Origin of the sequence: Rhizobium sp. GR12, from assembly GCF_036596185.1 — a bacterium.
Classification (GTDB): Bacteria; Pseudomonadota; Alphaproteobacteria; order Rhizobiales; family Rhizobiaceae; genus Agrobacterium; species Agrobacterium nepotum.
This window is the reverse complement of the sequence record NZ_JASXTH010000007.1, coordinates 85,218-103,171: the sequence shown is the minus strand read 5'-3', so window position 1 is coordinate 103,171 and position 17,954 is coordinate 85,218. Positions and strand designations below refer to the sequence as shown.

Sequence of the window (17,954 nt, the reverse complement as noted above, 5' to 3'; positions counted from 1 at the left end):
ACTACCGTGACTTCAGACCGGGCAGAACCCGTTTTTTGATAACTCTCCAGACCGTGAGCGGCAGGTCGATCAGGCCCGGCAAGGGATCGTTCGGTGCAAAAGCGGCCCAGCTGCGGATTTTGCGCAGAGAGGCGAAATAATTGCCGATGTCCCCCTGCCCCCGCCGGTTCAATGTGAACGCAGCAATGGCATCGCGGACAAGATAGGACCAGGAAACGCCTTGCCGTGCATCGAAGGTCTGACCGGTCGGCATGTCATTGGCAACCTGCCACAGCAGCGCACCGAGATCGATGCCGGCGGCCGAACACAGGCCGAACCATGACCATGGGCGTGGATTGACATCGAGAAGTTTCAGCGATCCATCCCTGCCATCGCGCTTGAATTCCACCTCGACAAGCCCGCTGTGGCCAACGGATTTCAATATTTTCCGGGCCGCATCGATCGCTTGCCGGTTGTCGACCACCTCGACACAGGTGCTGGTATAACCGAAATCGACAGGATATTGGCGTGCACGCCGGGCGGTGAATTCGGCAACCGGTTCGCCGTTCCGCCAGAGCGCCGCATAGGAAAACTGGCTTTCTCCTCCGCCGGGAATGAGTTCCTGTACCACGACATTGCCCGCACCGATCTCGCCGCTCGCCTCGGCAAAGGCCGCTTTCAGCGTCTGCCTGTCATCGGCGCGGATAACCTTCGCCCGGGAGATCACGGTGTCGCCGCCACCCATATTCGGCTTGAGGATAACGGGAAACCTCACCTCCAGCCCATCGATGTCAGCGGTCGATGTCAGCGCATATGTCCGGGGAAAACTGACGCCAAGCTCCGCGGCGCGTTTGTAAAGCAGCGGTTTCTCGCAGATCCATTGCAGAGAGGCCCAATCCGGCAGGACGATCTCGTAAAGGGCGGAAAGCTCATCGCGATGTTGCGAAACAAGTTGAACCTCACCATCCCCCGATGGCACCAGAAGGCAACCTTTCAGATGATGTTTCCCCGCCATCTCGCGCAAAAACGCCAAAGCCCCGGCATCATGCGGCCCCGGCCAGCGGATCGTTTCCCGAACGAAACGCGACCAGCCCGGCAAGGGTGAATCATGGGTGAGATAGCGCACAGGCACATCAAGGGCGCCAAGGCTGCGGGCAAGGGCAAGCGTGCCGTGAGCGCCACCAACAATAACAACACCTGGAATGGTCACAGCCTGATCCCCGCCCTATTCCATACCTTGATCGCAAAAATTGATAAATAAATTGGATATTTCTCAATTATTGGGCGTCTGGCGATCAATGAACGGAACGGCGGGAGTGTTGCTTCACACTTCTTTGCGAACAGGACGCGGCTCACCCTTGTCGTCCACAGCGACCATGATGAAGACGGCCTCCGTGACCTTTTCCCGGGAATCCTGATAATGCCTGCGGGTCCAGGCCTCAATCTTGAGCGTGACGGAGGTGCGGCCGACCTTTTCGATCCTGGTGTAGACGCACAATGTATCGCCGATCTTGACCGGTTTCTTGAAGACGATCTCATGAACCGCCACGGTAACGGTACGCCCGCCCGCCACATCATTGGCGCGGACGAAGGCCGCAAGGTCCATCTGCGACATGACCCAACCGCCGAAAATATCACCGGCCGGATTGGCGTCCGCCGGCATGGCAAGCGTTCTGAGCGTGAGTTCCATATTGGTGGGCGGTTGCTGATCCATGTCTCAAATTCCTTTCAAGAACCTCCCGCCGCCGGATTTAAACAACCACGTCCCATCAGCCAATAGCTGATTTTTCGCGGCAGCCTTTCCAAAACAGCAAGGAATCACGACGTCACCGTAAGCTTCGGTTAACCATGATGGGGCACGATTCCAAAAAACGCGGGGCGCGCAAATGGCTTATGACTGGAGTGGAAACAACACGATACAGCAGCGCTATGACCGTATCGTTGTCGCGGTCGCCAGCGTCGTCGCCATCAGTCTGGCAACAGGCACCCTTGCCCTTCGTTCGCAGGAAGGACCGGGCGGCACCGTAAGCCTTGCCAAACAGCAGCGGCTCAACTCGGAACAATGGCATTTGCGGCTTTGATCCGCACGATAGGGCCAACGGGCCGCACAGCCCGGCGGCCGCTTATTGCCGAGCGATATCCGGCTTCGCTGCATTTTCCTTCGTAAAGGCGAGATCCAGATGGGCCACAGCCGGGGAAAGAACCGACAGAAATGTCTCTGACCTGCCTATATAGATGATGGCCACGTCTTCGATCCCCCGCAGAACCTCGGCCAGCGTATCCTGCGTCTGTTTTTCCAGCCCTTCCAGCAAATCGTCGATGACGATGAATTTCGGCTTCAGCAACAATGCATTGGCGATCCTGAGGCTGGCCTGCTCATCCGAATCCAGCTTCTTGTCCCAGCGGATGTTTTCATCAAGCCGGGATGCCATCTCACCGAGCCCGCATGCGGTAAGCGCCGCAACGTAGTCCTCCTCCGCGAACCGCTGGGGTGCGCGCGGATAGGCCAGAACTTCGCGTAGCGTCCCCGTCGGCAGATAGCCGTGCTGGGCGATGAAAAGCGTATCGGACTGTTCGGGCATTTCTATTCGGCCCTGCCCCCAGGGCCACAGGCCCGCCATGGCAGCAAAGAGCAGCCGCCGGTTCACGCCCTGCTCACCATTGACCATGAGACGATCGCCGGGTCCGATTTCAACATCGGTCTCGCGCAACCGGAAACCCCGTTCCAGATCCTGCCCACCGGCATCACGGCAGATCGTCACCGACTGGAGGCGGATTTTATCATTCTGCGTGCTTCGTTGAAGATCGATCGCCAGACCATGCTGTTCGACACTGTCCATCTGGATCAGGGCGTTGCGGAACACCGAAACACGCTGCAACGTCGCCTTCCAGCTGGCGATCGGCCCGAAATTGTCGATATACCAGCGCAGCGCCGTATTGACCTGGTTGAAAGCCCCGACAGCCATCATCAGCCCGCCGAAGGTGAGGTTGCCGGAAAAATAAACCGGCGCGGCAATCAGAATGGGCGCGACGACCGCCAGCCACCCGTAGCCCGACGAAACCCACGTCAGATGCGTCATCGCCATGGCAAGGCCGCGGATCACACCGAGCACCGCATCGATATCGACGCCGATCCGCCGCCTCTCGTTTTTTTCACCACGCGCGAGCGCAATCGCCGCCAGATTTTCGCTGGCGCGCATCAGGGAAAAGCGCAGTTCAGCCTCTTTCGAATAACGTTCTGCATTCAGCCCGACCAGACGGTAGCCGACAAGGTTACTGAGCAGCGATGCCGAGCCTGCATAAAAGATCGCCGCCCAGACCATGTATCCCGGAATGGGCACGGGATCGCCGTTGATCGTAATGGAAAAGCCCGCCGACAGGCTCCAGAGAACGCCGATGAAGCTGATGAGCAGGATCGTCGCATTTACAAGGCCAATGGAAAGCGCCGTGCTGCTTTCCGCAAGATTGCGAACATCATCGTGCAAACGTTGGTCCGGGTTGATCGCGATGGTGCCGAAACCGGCAAGACGGGCGGCGCGGCCCGGTTTCAGCCACTGGTCCACCATATCCTTGGCAAGACCCTCGCGCATGTTCAGCGCCGTCATCTGGTTCAGCCATGTCTGGATGACGTTGAGAAGAAGTAACAGCCCGGCAATGATCGCGAAGACCTCAAGCTGATGGAGGAAGGCGCCAAGGTCGCGCCGTTCCAGCGCGTTGTAAAACGGCGCGTTCCATTCGTTGAGCCTGATCTGGCCATAGGCGGTGAGCAATATCACGGCGAGCAGGGCGATCGACAGCAATATCAGCCGGTTGCGCACCGGTGACGTCCAGAAGGCATTGCCCATCATGCGCAGCTGCGCACGAAAATCGAGATCGAAGCCCGAAAGGTTAGCCGCGCTCTTGCGCTGATCGTCGGTCACCGTTGTTGCCATTCAGTCCATTCCGAAACGTCAGTCGGCAAAGAAAGCGGTTCGCGATCCTGCGCTTTGCGATGCCAAGCAATAACACGCCGTTCGACCTTGTCCACAACCCCGGCGAAATCCTGACGGCGGCGATTTAAAAGCCCCGGCGATTCTTCCTGCGGGCAAACATCGCGGCCTCTACCAACAATGCGATTGCCCCGGGAAATGATCCTTGCTTTCTTTTCCTGCATTGCACAAAATCCGAATAATTTCAGAGGGGCGGACAAACCGCATAAACCGGAAAACCGGGCAAGGCAGATTAATGGCGATCAAAGCGAGCATCTATCATCTGACGCATTATAAATACGACAATCCGGTTCGCCTTGGACCGCAAATCATAAGATTGAAGCCCGCCTCCCACTCCAGAACCCACGTCATCAGCCATTCGCTCAAGGTTTCCCCTTCCAATCATTTCGTGAACCTTCAACAGGATCCTTACGGCAATTACCTCGCCCGTTTCGTTTTTCCCGAGCCGGCTACGGAATTTAAGATCGAGGTCGATCTTGTCGCCGATATGACGGTTTACAATCCGTTCGATTTCTTCGTGGAGGAAGAAGCGACCAAATGGCCGTTCGACTATCCGCAGGAGTTACAGGAAGATCTGTCCATCTACATGAAACCGGAACCGACCGGCCCCCTGCTTTCCGCCTTCATGGCCACGGTCGACCACACGCCCGGACAGCCGACGGTCGATATGGTCGTGGGGCTCAACGCCCGTCTGCAACAGGAAATCGGTTACGTCATCCGCATGGAGCCGGGGGTTCAGACCCCGGAAGAAACGCTGGCTTCCGGCAGGGGATCGTGCCGTGACAGCAGCTGGCTGTTCGTCCAGATCCTCAGACATCTCGGCCTTGCCGCGCGTTTCGTATCGGGATACCTGATCCAGCTGACGCCCGATCTCAAGGCGCTGGACGGCCCGTCAGGAACGGAGGTGGATTTCACCGATCTGCATGCCTGGGCCGAGGTCTACATGCCGGGCGCGGGCTGGATCGGTCTCGATCCTACTTCGGGGCTTTTGACCGGCGAGAGCCATATTCCGCTGGCGGCAACGCCGCATTTCCGCAATGCCGCACCGATTTCCGGCGGTTATTTCGGCGAGGCCAATACGGAATTCGCTTTCGACATGCAGGTCCGGCGCGTTGCCGAAACTCCGCGCATCACCAAGCCCTTTTCCGATGAGAGCTGGGAGAGCCTCAACACGCTCGGCAAACAGGTCGATCAGGTCCTGAACGCCCATGACGTGCGGCTGACCATGGGCGGCGAGCCGACATTCGTTTCCATTGACGATTTCGAGTCTGAAGAATGGAATACCGACGCGGTTGGACCGACGAAACGTGAAAAGGCGGATGCTTTGATCCGCCGACTGCGCGAACGTTTCGCCCCTGGCGGCTTTTTGCATTACGGACAGGGAAAATGGTATCCGGGCGAGAGCCTGCCGCGCTGGACCTTTTCGCTTTACTGGCGCAAAGACGGACTGCCGATCTGGCAAAACCCGGCGCTGATCGCCGAAGAAGACGCAAATACCGGCGTCGAGGCGCAGGACGCGCAGAAACTGCTGAGCGGCATCGCCACTCATCTTGGCGTGGAACCGGATCTGGTACTTCCGGCCTATGAGGATCCGGCCGAATGGATCATCAAGGAAGGTAGCCTTCCCGACAATGTCGATCCGTCCAATTCGAAACTGAAAGACCCCGAAGAGCGAAACCGTATTGCCCGCGTGTTCGAACGCGGATTGACGACCCCGACGGGCTATATTCTTCCGGTGCAGGCGTGGAACGCCAAGGCCGATGGCAAAGGCTGGGTCAGCGAGAAATGGAATACGCGGCGCGGCAAGATCTTCCTCGTCCCGGGCGACAGCCCGGTCGGTTACCGCCTGCCGCTCGGCACCCTGCCCCACGTGCCGCCATCCGCCTATCCCTATATTCACGAGGCCGACCCTTCGATCCCGAGGGGGCCGCTTCCCGACAATTTCAAGCCCTCTGGGCGCACCATGCCGGAAGCTTCTTTCCACGTCGATGAGGCCTCCGGGCAGGAACGCATCGAACAGACGCTGGGAGAAATCGGCGGCGCGGTGCGCACCGCAATGTCGGTGGAACCGCGCGACGGACGGCTCTGCGTTTTCATGCCGCCGGTCGAGCGCATTGAGGACTATCTCGAACTGATCGCGGCGGCGGAAGCGGCGGCAGCCGATCTAGGGCTGCCCGTCCATATCGAAGGCTATGGCCCGCCGCATGACGAGCGCATCAATGTCATCCGCGTCGCACCCGACCCCGGGGTCATCGAGGTCAATATCCACCCGGCCGCAAGCTGGAAGGATTGCGTCGATATCACCTCGGCCGTCTATGAAGAAGCGCGCCAGACGCGCCTCGGCGCCGACAAGTTCATGATCGACGGCCGCCACACCGGCACCGGCGGCGGCAACCATGTGGTCGTGGGTGGCGCCAACCCCAATGACAGCCCTTTCCTGCGCCGGCCCGATCTTCTGAAAAGCCTTGTCTTGCACTGGCAGCGGCACCCGTCGCTCTCCTACCTGTTCTCCGGCCTGTTCATCGGCCCGACAAGTCAGGCGCCACGCATCGACGAAGCCCGCCACGACAGTCTCTATGAGCTGGAAATCGCGCTCGCGCAGGTTCCTACCCCCGGTGAAGGCGTGCCGCCGCTGCCTTGGTTGGTCGACCGCCTGTTCCGCAACCTGCTTACGGATGTGACGGGCAATACCCACCGCGCCGAAATCTGCATCGACAAGCTGTTTTCGCCGGATGGGCCGACAGGCCGCCTTGGCCTCGTGGAGTTCCGCGGTTTTGAGATGCCGCCGAATGCCCGCATGTCGCTCGCCCAGCAATTACTGGTGCGCGCCCTCATCGCCCGTTTCTGGAAAAGCCCTGCCGCCGGAAAATTCGTGCGCTGGGGTACGGCGCTTGCAGACCGTTTCATGCTGCCGCACTATATCTGGGCCGACTTCATGGACGTGCTTGGGGACCTCAAAGAAAACGGCTTCGACGTGAAGCCGGAGTGGTTCACCGCCCAGCAGGAGTTCCGGTTCCCGTTCTTTGGTGAGGTGGAGTATGAGGGTGCGAAGCTGGAGTTGCGGCAGGCGCTGGAACCCTGGCACGTAATGGGTGAACAGGGTGCCATCGGCGGAACCGTGCGTTATGTCGATAGCTCCGTCGAGCGCATGCAGGTGCGCCTCGAGACCTCCAACCCTTCCCGTTACGCCGTGACGTGCAATGGGCGTGCGGTTCCGCTGACCGCGACGGAAAACCGCAGCGTTGCGGTTGCGGGGGTTCGCTTCAAGGCATGGCAGCCTTCCGCCGGCCTGCATCCCGTGCTGCCGGTCAACTCACCCTTGACCTTTGACATTTATGATACATGGTCGGGACGATCGATCGGCGGATGCATCTACCATGTTGCTCATCCGGGCGGGCGCAATTACGAGACATTTCCCGTCAACGGCAACGAAGCCGAGGCACGCCGCCTCGCCCGTTTCGAACCATGGGGACATACGGCCGGGCAATATCCGCTGATGGCGGAAACCGTGTCGCCAGAATTTCCGCTGACGCTCGATCTGCGCCGGCCACACGGAGTGTAAATTGTCCAAAGCCCCGGCAACGGAACGCAAGAGGGAAACGGGCGCGCAACCGCGCGGGCTTGATTATTCCCCCTTGCCTGGCGTCGCCGACGAAATGCTCGACACCAACGGCAAGGTAAGACCAGTCTGGAAACACCTGCTCGGTGCTCTTTCGCGCATGTCGGAACGCGAATTACACGAACGCTTTGCCCGCACCGACCGCTATCTGCGCGATGCGGGCGTGTTCTATCGCGATTACGCCAAGGGCAGCAGCGAAAGAAACTGGCCGATCTCCCATATTCCCGTGCTGATCGACGACAAGGAGTGGGCGGTTCTTTCCGAGGGGCTGAAACAGCGCGCCAATCTTCTGGAAGCCATGGTCGCCGATTTTTACGGTGAAAACCGGCTGGTGAAGGAAGGCTATGTTCCACCAGCGCTGATCGCCTCCAATCCCGAATATTTGCGGCCGATGGTCGGGGTAAAACCGGCAAGCGGTCATTATCTGCATTTCTGCTCTTTCGAGATCGGACGTGGACCTGATGGTAACTGGTGGGTGCTGGCCGACAGGACGCAGGCGCCTTCCGGCGCGGGTTTTGCCCTCGAAAACCGGGTGGCGACCACGCGCGCGCTTTCCGACATCTATGCGGAAACCCATGTTCACCGTCTCGCTTCGTTTTTTGGCGCTTTCCGCGACACGTTACAGGCGCACAGAAAGCACCCGGATGACCGCATCGCGGTGCTGACGCCAGGGCCTGCCAACGAAACCTATTTCGAACACGCCTATATCGCCCGTTATCTCGGCTTCATGCTGCTCGAGGGCGAGGATCTGACCGTCCTCAACGGCCGCGTGATGGTGAGAACCGTGGCCGGGCTGAAGCCGATCGGCGTGCTCTGGCGCCGTCTCGACGCCTCCTATTCCGATCCGCTGGAACTGAATCAGCAATCCCACATCGGCACGCCCGGCATGGTGCAGGCGCTGCGCAACGAAGCACTGACAATCGTCAACGCGCTCGGCACCGGCATTCTCGAGACGCGGGCCTTGCTTTCCTTCATGCCGCGCGTCTGCCGTCACCTGCTTGGCGAAGATTTGAAACTGCCGTCGATCGCGACCTGGTGGTGCGGGCAGGAATCGGAACGCCGCCATGTCGCCAGCAATATCGAAGGCATGGTTATCGGCCCGGCCTATTCCCGGCTTCCTTTCTTCGAAGACAACGGTCAGTCCGTGCTCGGATCGTCCCTGCGCGAAACAGCGAAGGAATCGATCAGCGACTGGCTTGCCTCCGATGGCTACAGGCTGGTGGGCCAGGAGGTGGTAACACTCTCCACAACCCCGGCCTATATCGACAACAAGCTCGTGCCGCGCCCGATGAGCCTTCGCGTTTTTGCCGCACGCACACAGGATGGCTGGCAGATCATGCCCGGCGGCTTTGCGCGGATCGGCAGCAGCAACGATGTCTCCGCCATCGCTATGCAATCAGGCGGCAGCGCTGCGGATGTCTGGATCGTCAGCGACAAGCCGGTGGAACGCACCACGCTTTTGCCGGCGGAAGAAAGCTTCACCCGCAATATGCCGGGCAGCCTGCCCAGCCGGGCTGCGGATAACCTCTTTTGGCTCGGCCGTTATATCGAACGTTCGGAAGGCGCATTGCGCATCCTGCGCGCCTGGCACGGGCGTTATGCCGAATCCGCCGACCCACGCCAGCCCCTGCTTGCGCATGTGACGCGTTATCTCGAAGCGCTGGATGTGGAGATGAACGATGCCGTGCCGGAAAGCCTGCTGAACAATATCAACAGCGCGCTTTATTCCGCCAGCAACATACGCGACCGCTTTTCGCCGGATGGATGGCTGGCGCTGAACGATCTTGCCAAGACCGCCCGCCGGTTCCACGCAAAGGTCTCGCCCGGCGACGACGCAACCCATGCCATGACGATCCTCCTGCGCAAGCTTGCGGGCTTTGCCGGTCTCGTGCACGAAAACATGTACCGGTTCACCGGCTGGCGTTTCCTGTCGATCGGTCGCTATCTCGAACGCGGCCTGCATATGACGCGGCTTCTCGGCCATATGACGGGACCGGATGCACCGGATGGCTCCTATGATATGCTGCTGGAAATCGGCGACAGCGTCATGACCCATCGCCGCCGTTACAATGTCAGCACGGCCGGTCTGACCGTCACCGATCTTCTGGCGCTCGATCCGCTCAATCCACGGTCGATCCTGTTCCAGTTGAACGAGATCCGCACCGAGGTGGAGCAGCTTCCGAACGCCTTTGTGAACGGCCAGATGTCGCCCTTTTACCGCGAGGCGATGCGGCTGCATTCCGGTCTTGCCGTCATGACGCCAGAGAACATGAACGGCGCGATATATCGCCAGCTCGAAACGGACATGGAGCATCTTTCCGATGTTCTGGCCCGGACTTATCTCGGATAACCTGATGCTTTATGATCTTTCCCTGCATATGGGTTATACCTACGACACGCTGGCCCACGGCGCACGCCACATTATCCGTGTCCTGCCCCTGTCGATCCCTGGCCGGCAGCGGCTCGTTGCCGGTTCCATCGATGTTTCGCCGGTGCCGGAAGAACGTGCCGTCTTTACGGATTTCTTTCATCAATCGGCCACATCAGTGCATCTGCGCGCGCCGCACGAAAAGCTGGATATCCGCATGCAGGCGCGTGTGATGGTGGAGGCGCCGGCGCTGACGGCTGATTTTTCACCGGAACTTTCACGCCTGCCACAGGGCCTTGCCGACGTCTGGTCGATCGATTTCCAGTCGCCGCACCACTTCATCGGCACCAGTCCGAGACTAGGGACGGATGCGGCAATCTCGGCCTACGCGCGGGAAGTATTGAAACCCGGAATGACCATTCGTGAAATCGCGCTCTCGATATGCAAACGCATCCACAGGGACTTCACCTATGACGGTGAGGCAACGACCGTGGATACGACGCCATCGGAAGCCTTCAAGCTGAAACGCGGCGTGTGTCAGGATTTTTCGCATATCATGATCATGGCGTTGCGTAGCCTCGGCATCCCCGCCGGTTACGTCAGCGGCTTCCTGCGCACCATTCCTCCACCGGGCAAGGAGCGTCTGGAAGGTGCCGATGCGATGCATGCCTGGGTTCGCATCTGGTGTGGCGAGGCGGCCGGTTATCTGGAGCTCGACCCCACCAATGATATTGCGGCTGGAAGCGACCATATCGTCGTTGGTTATGGCCGGGATTATTCCGATGTCGCGCCGGTGATCGGCGTTTTGAAGAGCTACGGTAACCAGCAGATAAAACAGGCTGTCGACGTCATCCCCGTCCAATAATGACACGCGATGTATTATTCCGACCCCATCCGAAATAATTCTTGAAAATACTTGGAAAACTGCGCCAATTTGAACGCCATATAAAATTTAACCGTTTGTATTAGCGGATTTTACATCGTTTGTAGGTTTCCTGCGCTCAACCGAATATTCTAATTGTTGAGCACCCCTATGACTGCCTCCGCACCCCAAAAACTGAAGCGCCGTTTCCTTGCCGACACGAGCGGCAATTTCGGCATGATGACTGCAATCCTGTTGCCGGTATTATTGGGTGTCGCAGGCGCCGGCATAGAACTGGCCAATGTGATGCAGGTGAAAGCAGACCTGCAGAATACGGCAGATTCTGCAGCCCTTGCGGCGGCGACCGAAGCCCGTTTGAAAAAAGGCGAGCTGACCGACGAACAGATCAAGGAGACCGCCAAAGCCTTCATCGTCAGCCAGATGGAAAAGAACCTGACGGAGGAAGAGAAGAAGGAACTCGAGAAAAACTCCCCAATCAATATTGGCTCGACGGAAAATGCACGCGGCAAGACTTACACTATTGAGACGACGATCAACTATCAGATGAAGCTCAATCCGCTGCTGGGGTTCATCGGACCAAAAACACTCGACATCGCGGCGACCGGTACCGCAGTGAGCACCGTCAACAAGGGCGCGCCGATCTCCATGTATCTGGTGCTCGACCGCTCGGGCTCGATGTCCTTCAAAACAGATACAGTCGATACCAAAAAAACGTCGTGTCAGAACTATACGGCAAACAACTGGAGTAGCTATCCCAGTCTCAAACAGACATCGCCCTGTTACGTCAACAAGGCCATATCGCTCAAAACCGCAGTCGGATTTCTCGTCGCCACATTGAACAAGGCCGACCCGACCTATACCGCCAGCGGCGGTTCCGAACTGGTTCGAACAGGTGCCTCGGTCTACACGCATGAGGCCTATCCGGCTCAGGCCATCAATTGGGGAACGAGCGGCGTTGTCAGCTATGTCGATAAACAGATTCCGGAGTTTCCCTCTGGTGGCACCGACGCCACCAGCGGCCTGAACGCCGCCTATAACGCCCTCAAAAAGACGAATCCCGCTGAAGCAAAGGCCCATAAGGACAAGGAAAGCGAATCTTTCGAGCGCTACATCGTTCTCATGACGGACGGCGAGATGACGGGGAATAGCGCCTCCTGGAATTACAACATCGACCAGACGGTGCGCAATACCTGCGATGCGGCCAAGAAAGACGGTATCAAGATTTTCAGCGTCGCCTTCATGGCGCCGGACAAGGGTAAGTCGCTGCTGCAACATTGCGCATCCAGCGTCGACAATTATTACGCGCCTGAAAACATGGAGCAGATCGTCACCGCCTTCGGCGAAATCGCCCGCAAGGCCGCCGGCAGCATAGCAACACTGACCAATTGACGGAAAATCAGGCAAGCGCGCCCCACGGAAACGACCGCGCTTCCGGGGCGCGATGTTTCCGGAGCGACCTTGCCCCGTTGCATGGCTGACAAGGCGTGCGCGGCAGGTGACAGCGGCGGCGGCCCGTGGCATAGGAGGGCCGCTCCCATTCACAGGCCCCGTCATGATCCGTATTGAAAATATCAGCAAGTCGAACAGTCACCGCATTCTCTACATCGAGGCCTCCGCCGCGCTCAATCGCGGCGAGAAGATCGGTCTTGTCGGCCCGAACGGCTCCGGCAAGACCACGCTGTTCCGGATGATCACCGGCGAGGAGCAACCCGATGAGGGACAGGTCGTCGTCGAAAAGGGCATGACGGTCGGTTACTTCAATCAGGATGTCGGCGAGATGTCCGGCCGCTCCGCCGTGGCCGAAGTCATGGAAGGTGCTGGCCCGGTCAGCGAGGTGGCAGCCGAACTGCGGCAGCTGGAAGCCGCCATGTCCGATCCCGACCGGATGGACGAAATGGATGCCATCATCGAGCGTTATGGCGAAGTACAGGCGCGTTATGAAGAGCTGGACGGCTACGCGCTTGAGGGCCGCGCGCGCGAAGTTCTGGCCGGACTGAGCTTCAGCCAGGAAATGATGGACGGCGACGTCGCCAAACTTTCCGGCGGCTGGAAAATGCGCGTGGCGCTCGCCCGTATTCTTTTGATGCGCCCGGACGTGATGCTGCTCGACGAACCATCGAACCATCTCGATCTCGAAAGCCTGATCTGGCTCGAGGATTTTCTGAAGACCTATGACGGCGCGCTTTTAATGACCGCGCATGACCGGGAATTCATGAACCGCATCGTGACGAAGATCATCGAAATCGATGGCGGCAGCCTCAACACCTACTCCGGCGACTACGGCTTTTACGAACAGCAGCGGGCGCAGAATGAAAAGCAGCAGCAGGCGCAATTCGAGCGCCAGCAGGCGATGCTCGCCAAGGAAATCAAATTCATCGAACGCTTCAAGGCGCGCGCATCGCACGCTTCGCAGGTGCAGAGCCGCGTCAAGAAACTCGAGAAGATCGACCGCGTCGAGCCGCCCAAGCGGCGCCAGACCGTTGCTTTCGAATTCGCGCCGGCGCCCAGATCGGGCGAGGATGTCGTTGCGCTGAAGAAAGTGAACAAGGCCTATGGCAGCCGCACGATCTACGGTGAGCTGGATTTCATGGTGCGGCGCAAGGAACGCTGGTGCATCATGGGCGTCAACGGTGCTGGAAAATCGACATTGCTGAAACTGGTGACCGGCACAACCACGCCGGACTCCGGCAACGTGACGCTCGGCGCCAGCGTCAAGCTCGGTTATTTCGCCCAGCACGCCATGGATGTTCTGGATGGTGACAGCACCATTCTCGAATGGCTGGAGGAGCGTTTTCCGAAAGCCGGCCAGGCGCCGCTGCGTGCCCTTTCCGGCTGTTTCGGTTTTTCCGGCGACGATGTGGAAAAACGCTGCCGCGTTCTTTCCGGCGGTGAAAAAGCCCGTCTCGTCATGGCCGCCATGCTGTTCGACCCGCCGAATTTCCTGGTTCTGGACGAGCCGACGAACCATCTCGACCTCGACACCAAGGAAATGCTGATCAAGGCCCTGTCGGAATATGAAGGCACGATGCTGTTCGTTTCCCACGATCGCCATTTTCTGGCCGCCCTTTCAAACCGGGTGCTGGAACTGACACCGGATGGCATCCACCAATTTGGCGGCGGATACACGGAATATGTGGAAAGCACCGGACAGGAAGCACCCGGCCTGCGCAGCTAACACGACGCGCGCACCGAAAGCCTGCGCATCAGGGAACTTGCTGACGAGCCGTTGATCGTTTCGGAACGCCACTCGAGACCGCACAGCCATGACCTGACGATCAAGTTTTTCAGCGAAGCCGGGCTTCGGGCGCGTATCGCTTGGCAAAGAGTGCGCGCGATCCGGCAAGAGATGCGATCACCAAAGGTAAAATTGGTATGATCATTGAGTTTCGTTGAAATTCATCATACATATTTCATGGGCATCGCGCCCTGCCTCGATTTTAATGCATGGTGACCCACGTGCCTGAACAGCAAAAGCAGCGCAATAAATCTTCCGGTTCTCTGGTCAGCCAGGTCAGTCTGAGTCTGAGAAACGCGATTGCCTCAGGGCAATACGGACCCGGCGACCGGCTGCCGAGCGAAATCGAGATGACGGAAACGCATGGCGTCAGCCGCACGGTCGTGCGCGAGGCGGTCACGGGTCTGCGCTGCGACGGGCTGGTGGAGGTTCGCCAGGGGGCGGGTATCTTCGTGCTGAGGCGCGAGAAGGAAATCTCGTCCGCTCCCGGTATCGATCGCGCCCGGCTATCTTCCGATCTGGAAGTTCTGGAAATCAGAACACCGCTTGAGATCGAGGCGGCTGGCCTCGCCGCTCTTCGCCGCTCGCCATCGCAAGAAGAGGCGATTTTCGACTGTCATGCCCGGCTTCTCGAATGTATTGAGCAGAACCGGTCCATTCGCGAGGCTGATCTGGCTCTTCATCTCGCCGTAGCGGCCGCGACCAACAATCCGCTTTTTACGCAATTCCTCGAGTTGCACGGCCAGGCCGTCATCCCGCAATCCCGCGTGGTTTCCGAAACCGCGGAAAACGACCAGACGGCCTACAGACGGCTGATCCACAAGGAGCATGAAGCGATCGTCATCGCCATATCTGACAGAAATGAACAGGACGCCAAACTGGCGATGCAGGCGCATTTGCGCGGCAGCCAGCACCGCTACCGCGACATGATGCGCGACCTGCGGGGCATCGCGCACAGCTAGAGCATGCCCAGTGGAATTGCGTAGCGGTTTTACGTCCGGAAAATGCGAAAACCAGGATATGGAGTGCGTCCGGCGTTTCCGTTTAACCGGACGTGCTCTGAAGAGTTTCGCGCAAATCCGCGCCCCATACCTCGATTTGTGTCAGCGCGGGAAAGGGCGAGGGATCGTCTGCTTTTTTAAGATCATGCAAGCGGATCCATTCCACCTGGCGCGGCGCGACAGGGAAGGTCTGGGCAGCCCCGGTCTTTCGCAAGGCGAAGCTTGCGCTTTCACCGTCGGAAAAGGTGACGCTCGCCTGCTCCCACCATGCATCATGGGGGAAATCCGCTCGCAGATAAAATGTCAGCTGGTCGATCAGCACTTTACGGCCGAAAACAAGCGTCAATGAAGCTTCGGGATCGCGATTGATGCCCCAGCTGGTATAGGGCCAGAAACCGTGGCCGGCGCTGGCCTTTTCACCATCGATGACATTGCGGGCCGCAAAGGCGGCCTCTCCGCGCGTTTCGGTGCTCGCATAGACGTGCGGAAACAGCGAGCTGTTTTCATGGTCGTCAAACGGGTTCAGGGCTAGGTTTCTACGGACCCCAACCTCCCCGGCGAACGCACGGCGCACCGCGATCCGGTGAATGGCGCCGCTGAACGCCTGCGGCGGATAGGATTTTCGCCTTGAGGCGGAAGGAACCGGCAGGACAAATTCTGTCTTTCGCAAAAAAACCAGTGTCGGCGGCATTCCGGCGTCGAGGGCAAGCCAGATATGATCAGGTTGCGAAATCTCGACCACAAGCCGATCACCCTCGCAATATTCGGCCCGATAAACGAGAAAAACCTCGTCCTCCGCTCCGGCCTGCGCCAAAATCGCACCAGCCGCGTTGACGACCTTGAGTGTTAGCTTCATCGGCACTTCCTTAACTGATCGTCAGGCACAGACGTTTGGCTTCAAAGGGAATGAGAACGCGGTAGATCGTCTCCGGCCAGGATTGGCGAAGGCGGGCATCTTTGATCGGTATTGCTTCGACAACAGGCAGCCCGGCGCCTTCGCAGATGATGTCTCCTAAATCCGCAAAGTTCAGACTATCCGGTGTCACGACAGGCTTTTCGGCGACCATGAGCGACAGAATTGCCGCCTCACTGCCTTCATATTCGTCGCCGATTTCGACATGGCTGCCGCGCAACAGCCGAACGCGGCGGCGATAAAACCTCACACCCACAACGGCGGGGTACGCGCCGGCTATATCGAAGGAAATTTCCGCCTGTTTTTCCGAAAACCCGGCCGCAAAATCCTGCGCAGCAAACTCAGGCCCGGCGGCCTGCGTGACGCCGCCGAAGGTCGGTAAATTGTGAAAGGCCGACTGCATCGTCCAGATTTCGTAGCGTTGCGGCGAAAAGGTTTTTGCGGTGTAGGTTTCCACCCCGACATCAATGATGAACGGCCGGCCGTTTTTATAGAGCATGAAACTGCCGACGTCGTTGTGGTTGTGGCTTTCGCCATTGTTGCCCGCCTTTACGGCAAGATCGAAAACCCCGTCGCGGGCAATCGCCAGTCCAATGCCGGGATAGGTCATGTCGGTCTTTGCGGGCTCTGCGGGAACAAACGCGGACAATTCCGGTGTGACGAGAACGGCCTGAACACGATACCAGAGGTTCCACTCTTTCCGCATCAGCCGGTCCGGTGAGCGGTTCCAGCAAGCGGCGGCGAAGGCCTGAAGCGGCAACGACGAGACGGCTTTGCCGAATAGATATTCCCGTACCCCCGATGTTTCGACCTTCGCCGGCGCATCGGCGAAGTTGAAGAATCTGTCTTCCTGCACATGCATGTTGAGGATGAACTCGGCCATGTTGCGCAGTTTCAGCGCATTAAAAAGCGGTGCCATGGAGCCGGGGGCGGAAGCCTCGATAATGCTCATCGCCCCGAACATGCAAAGCGCGGCATGGCCGTAATAAAGAACGCCCTCCTCGCAGGCCCCGTCTTCCGCATAATCCTTCTGAAACGCATCGAGGCTTTTGAGCGCCTTTTCCACCACCAAACGTCTCGTCGGCTGGTCAGTAGGCAACAGCAGGGTCGAGAGCAGGACGTTCTGGCTTATCCAGGCCGTCCAGTTGTTCATCCGCTCGTCACCATTGCCCATCCACCAGAAATGCCGGGCAAGATAAGGCCGCGTGATACGCCGCGCGATCTCGGCGCGAACACGCGAAACGAGATTTATATTTACCCGTTCCAGCTCCGTTGCAAGCAGACGCAGGCACAGCGCCAGATTGGCGCCGGTTTCGGCCGCGAAAAGGTCGATCACCGGATTTGCCGGATCGGGCAGAGGATCTTGTGGGCCACCGCGAATATGGGAATTATGGGCGGGCAATTGCCAGCCGCTTTCCTCGCATATCAGCCACAAACCGTCGATGATGGCATCCAGAAAACGGCCCTGCCCCTCGACGCATTCGCCGAGAACGAGCGCATTCAGTTTCAGGCGCCGGGAAAAATAAAGCCCCTCGAAACGATCGCGATTGCCGCTCCGGCTATATTCACGGTAATCGCCCGCCAGAATGAGCGGCCAGGGTTCGCTAAGGGCCTGCTCCGCCGCCTCAATGAGACTGCGGGAAACCGCGTCCGGCGCTGAAGACCGTATTTTCTGTGCCGTCAGCTCCGCACCGAAATCGGCGAGCCGATCGGGCAGGAACCGCATCATTTCGACAAACACGCCCTGAACCTCCCGCGCGTTCTGCAATCCGATATTCGGCTCCTATCATACGTATTTTCAAAAAACCAGAAAATTTGTCTGACTTTATGCAAAGTTGTTTGACCAATATCGATATTGTGTTATCCAGAGCGCGGGAGGCGGCAAGGTGAAGACCCCTAGCCGCGATGGAAAACGCAGCTGGCACCGATGATGCGGTGGAACGGCAGCAATGGGAGGTAGGCTGTGG

At 58.8% G+C, this 17,954-nt stretch carries 13 protein-coding genes and 1 pseudogene; 8 read left to right on the top strand and 6 right to left on the bottom strand.

What is annotated here, in order from left to right:
- Position 1: 1 nt before the first annotated feature.
- Positions 2–1,189: a carboxylate--amine ligase gene (locus QSK43_RS13755; protein ID WP_332303886.1), complete on the bottom strand. Its 1,188-nt coding sequence runs from the start codon at positions 1,187–1,189 to the stop codon at positions 2–4.
- Between the two features lie 114 nt (positions 1,190–1,303).
- Positions 1,304–1,693: an acyl-CoA thioesterase gene (locus QSK43_RS13750; protein ID WP_332303885.1), complete on the bottom strand. Its 390-nt coding sequence runs from the start codon at positions 1,691–1,693 to the stop codon at positions 1,304–1,306.
- A 172-nt stretch (positions 1,694–1,865) separates the two neighbouring features.
- On the opposite strand from QSK43_RS13750, the gene QSK43_RS13745 reads away from it, so the two are divergent.
- Positions 1,866–2,060, top strand: a complete 195-nt coding sequence (locus tag QSK43_RS13745) for a hypothetical protein (protein WP_332303884.1) — start codon at positions 1,866–1,868, stop codon at positions 2,058–2,060.
- Positions 2,061–2,102: 42 nt separating this feature from the next.
- Here the strand turns inward: QSK43_RS13745 and QSK43_RS13740 are convergent, their stop codons facing one another.
- Both QSK43_RS13740 and QSK43_RS13735 read right to left on the bottom strand, forming a co-directional pair.
- Positions 2,103–3,911, bottom strand: a complete 1,809-nt coding sequence (locus QSK43_RS13740; RefSeq protein ID WP_332303883.1) for an ABC transporter ATP-binding protein/permease — start codon at positions 3,909–3,911, stop codon at positions 2,103–2,105.
- Positions 3,896–4,132, bottom strand: coding sequence for a hypothetical protein (locus QSK43_RS13735; RefSeq protein WP_332303882.1), 237 nt, complete (start codon positions 4,130–4,132; stop codon positions 3,896–3,898). The genes QSK43_RS13740 and QSK43_RS13735 overlap by 16 nt, the downstream gene beginning before the upstream one ends.
- Before the next feature lie 71 nt (positions 4,133–4,203).
- Between QSK43_RS13735 and QSK43_RS13730 the strand changes: the two genes are divergently transcribed.
- The 7 genes and pseudogenes from QSK43_RS13730 to QSK43_RS13700 all read left to right on the top strand — a co-directional run bounded on the left by QSK43_RS13730 (position 4,204) and on the right by QSK43_RS13700 (position 15,035).
- The gene (locus tag QSK43_RS13730) at positions 4,204–7,530 is read left to right on the top strand and encodes a transglutaminase family protein (protein ID WP_332303881.1); all 3,327 of its coding nucleotides are present in this window, start codon (positions 4,204–4,206) and stop codon (positions 7,528–7,530) included.
- Position 7,531: 1 nt separating this feature from the next.
- Positions 7,532–9,937 (top strand): circularly permuted type 2 ATP-grasp protein, encoded by a 2,406-nt coding sequence (locus tag QSK43_RS13725; RefSeq protein ID WP_442967834.1) that lies wholly within the window; start codon positions 7,532–7,534, stop codon positions 9,935–9,937.
- A 4-nt stretch (positions 9,938–9,941) separates the two neighbouring features.
- Positions 9,942–10,820 (top strand): transglutaminase family protein, encoded by an 879-nt coding sequence (locus QSK43_RS13720; RefSeq protein ID WP_332303880.1) that lies wholly within the window; start codon positions 9,942–9,944, stop codon positions 10,818–10,820.
- A gap of 168 nt (positions 10,821–10,988) precedes the next feature.
- Complete coding sequence (locus tag QSK43_RS13715; RefSeq protein WP_332303879.1) at positions 10,989–12,227, top strand: vWA domain-containing protein; 1,239 nt, start codon at positions 10,989–10,991, stop codon at positions 12,225–12,227.
- Between the two features lie 163 nt (positions 12,228–12,390).
- Positions 12,391–14,013 carry an ABC-F family ATP-binding cassette domain-containing protein gene (locus QSK43_RS13710; RefSeq protein ID WP_332303878.1) on the top strand — a complete coding sequence of 541 codons (1,623 nt, stop codon included), beginning with the start codon at positions 12,391–12,393 and terminating at the stop codon, positions 14,011–14,013.
- 6 nt (positions 14,014–14,019) lie between these two features.
- Positions 14,020–14,154, top strand: a pseudogene (locus QSK43_RS13705) (LysR family transcriptional regulator); the annotation flags it as partial.
- A 128-nt stretch (positions 14,155–14,282) separates the two neighbouring features.
- Positions 14,283–15,035 (top strand): FadR/GntR family transcriptional regulator, encoded by a 753-nt coding sequence (locus QSK43_RS13700; protein ID WP_332303877.1) that lies wholly within the window; start codon positions 14,283–14,285, stop codon positions 15,033–15,035.
- Between the two features lie 82 nt (positions 15,036–15,117).
- Here QSK43_RS13700 and QSK43_RS13695 read toward each other — a convergent pair whose 3' ends face one another.
- Positions 15,118–15,930 carry a carbohydrate-binding protein gene (locus tag QSK43_RS13695; protein WP_332303876.1) on the bottom strand — a complete coding sequence of 271 codons (813 nt, stop codon included), beginning with the start codon at positions 15,928–15,930 and terminating at the stop codon, positions 15,118–15,120.
- A 10-nt stretch (positions 15,931–15,940) separates the two neighbouring features.
- Complete coding sequence (locus tag QSK43_RS13690; RefSeq protein WP_332303875.1) at positions 15,941–17,728, bottom strand: heparinase II/III domain-containing protein; 1,788 nt, start codon at positions 17,726–17,728, stop codon at positions 15,941–15,943.
- Between the last annotated feature and the right edge of the window lie 226 nt (positions 17,729–17,954).

Excerpts from the sequence above, each read along its gene's own strand:
- QSK43_RS13750 (WP_332303885.1), bottom strand. The coding sequence starts at position 1,693 with ATGGATCAGCAACCGCCCACCAATATGGAACTCACGCTCAGAACGCTT.
- QSK43_RS13745 (WP_332303884.1), top strand. The coding sequence starts at position 1,866 with ATGGCTTATGACTGGAGTGGAAACAACACGATACAGCAGCGCTATGAC.
- QSK43_RS13740 (WP_332303883.1), bottom strand. The coding sequence starts at position 3,911 with ATGGCAACAACGGTGACCGACGATCAGCGCAAGAGCGCGGCTAACCTT.
- QSK43_RS13735 (WP_332303882.1), bottom strand. The coding sequence starts at position 4,132 with ATGCAGGAAAAGAAAGCAAGGATCATTTCCCGGGGCAATCGCATTGTT.
- QSK43_RS13730 (WP_332303881.1), top strand. The coding sequence starts at position 4,204 with ATGGCGATCAAAGCGAGCATCTATCATCTGACGCATTATAAATACGAC.
- QSK43_RS13720 (WP_332303880.1), top strand. The coding sequence starts at position 9,942 with ATGCTTTATGATCTTTCCCTGCATATGGGTTATACCTACGACACGCTG.
- QSK43_RS13715 (WP_332303879.1), top strand. The coding sequence starts at position 10,989 with ATGACTGCCTCCGCACCCCAAAAACTGAAGCGCCGTTTCCTTGCCGAC.
- QSK43_RS13710 (WP_332303878.1), top strand. The coding sequence starts at position 12,391 with ATGATCCGTATTGAAAATATCAGCAAGTCGAACAGTCACCGCATTCTC.
- QSK43_RS13700 (WP_332303877.1), top strand. The coding sequence starts at position 14,283 with ATGGTGACCCACGTGCCTGAACAGCAAAAGCAGCGCAATAAATCTTCC.
- QSK43_RS13695 (WP_332303876.1), bottom strand. The coding sequence starts at position 15,930 with ATGAAGCTAACACTCAAGGTCGTCAACGCGGCTGGTGCGATTTTGGCG.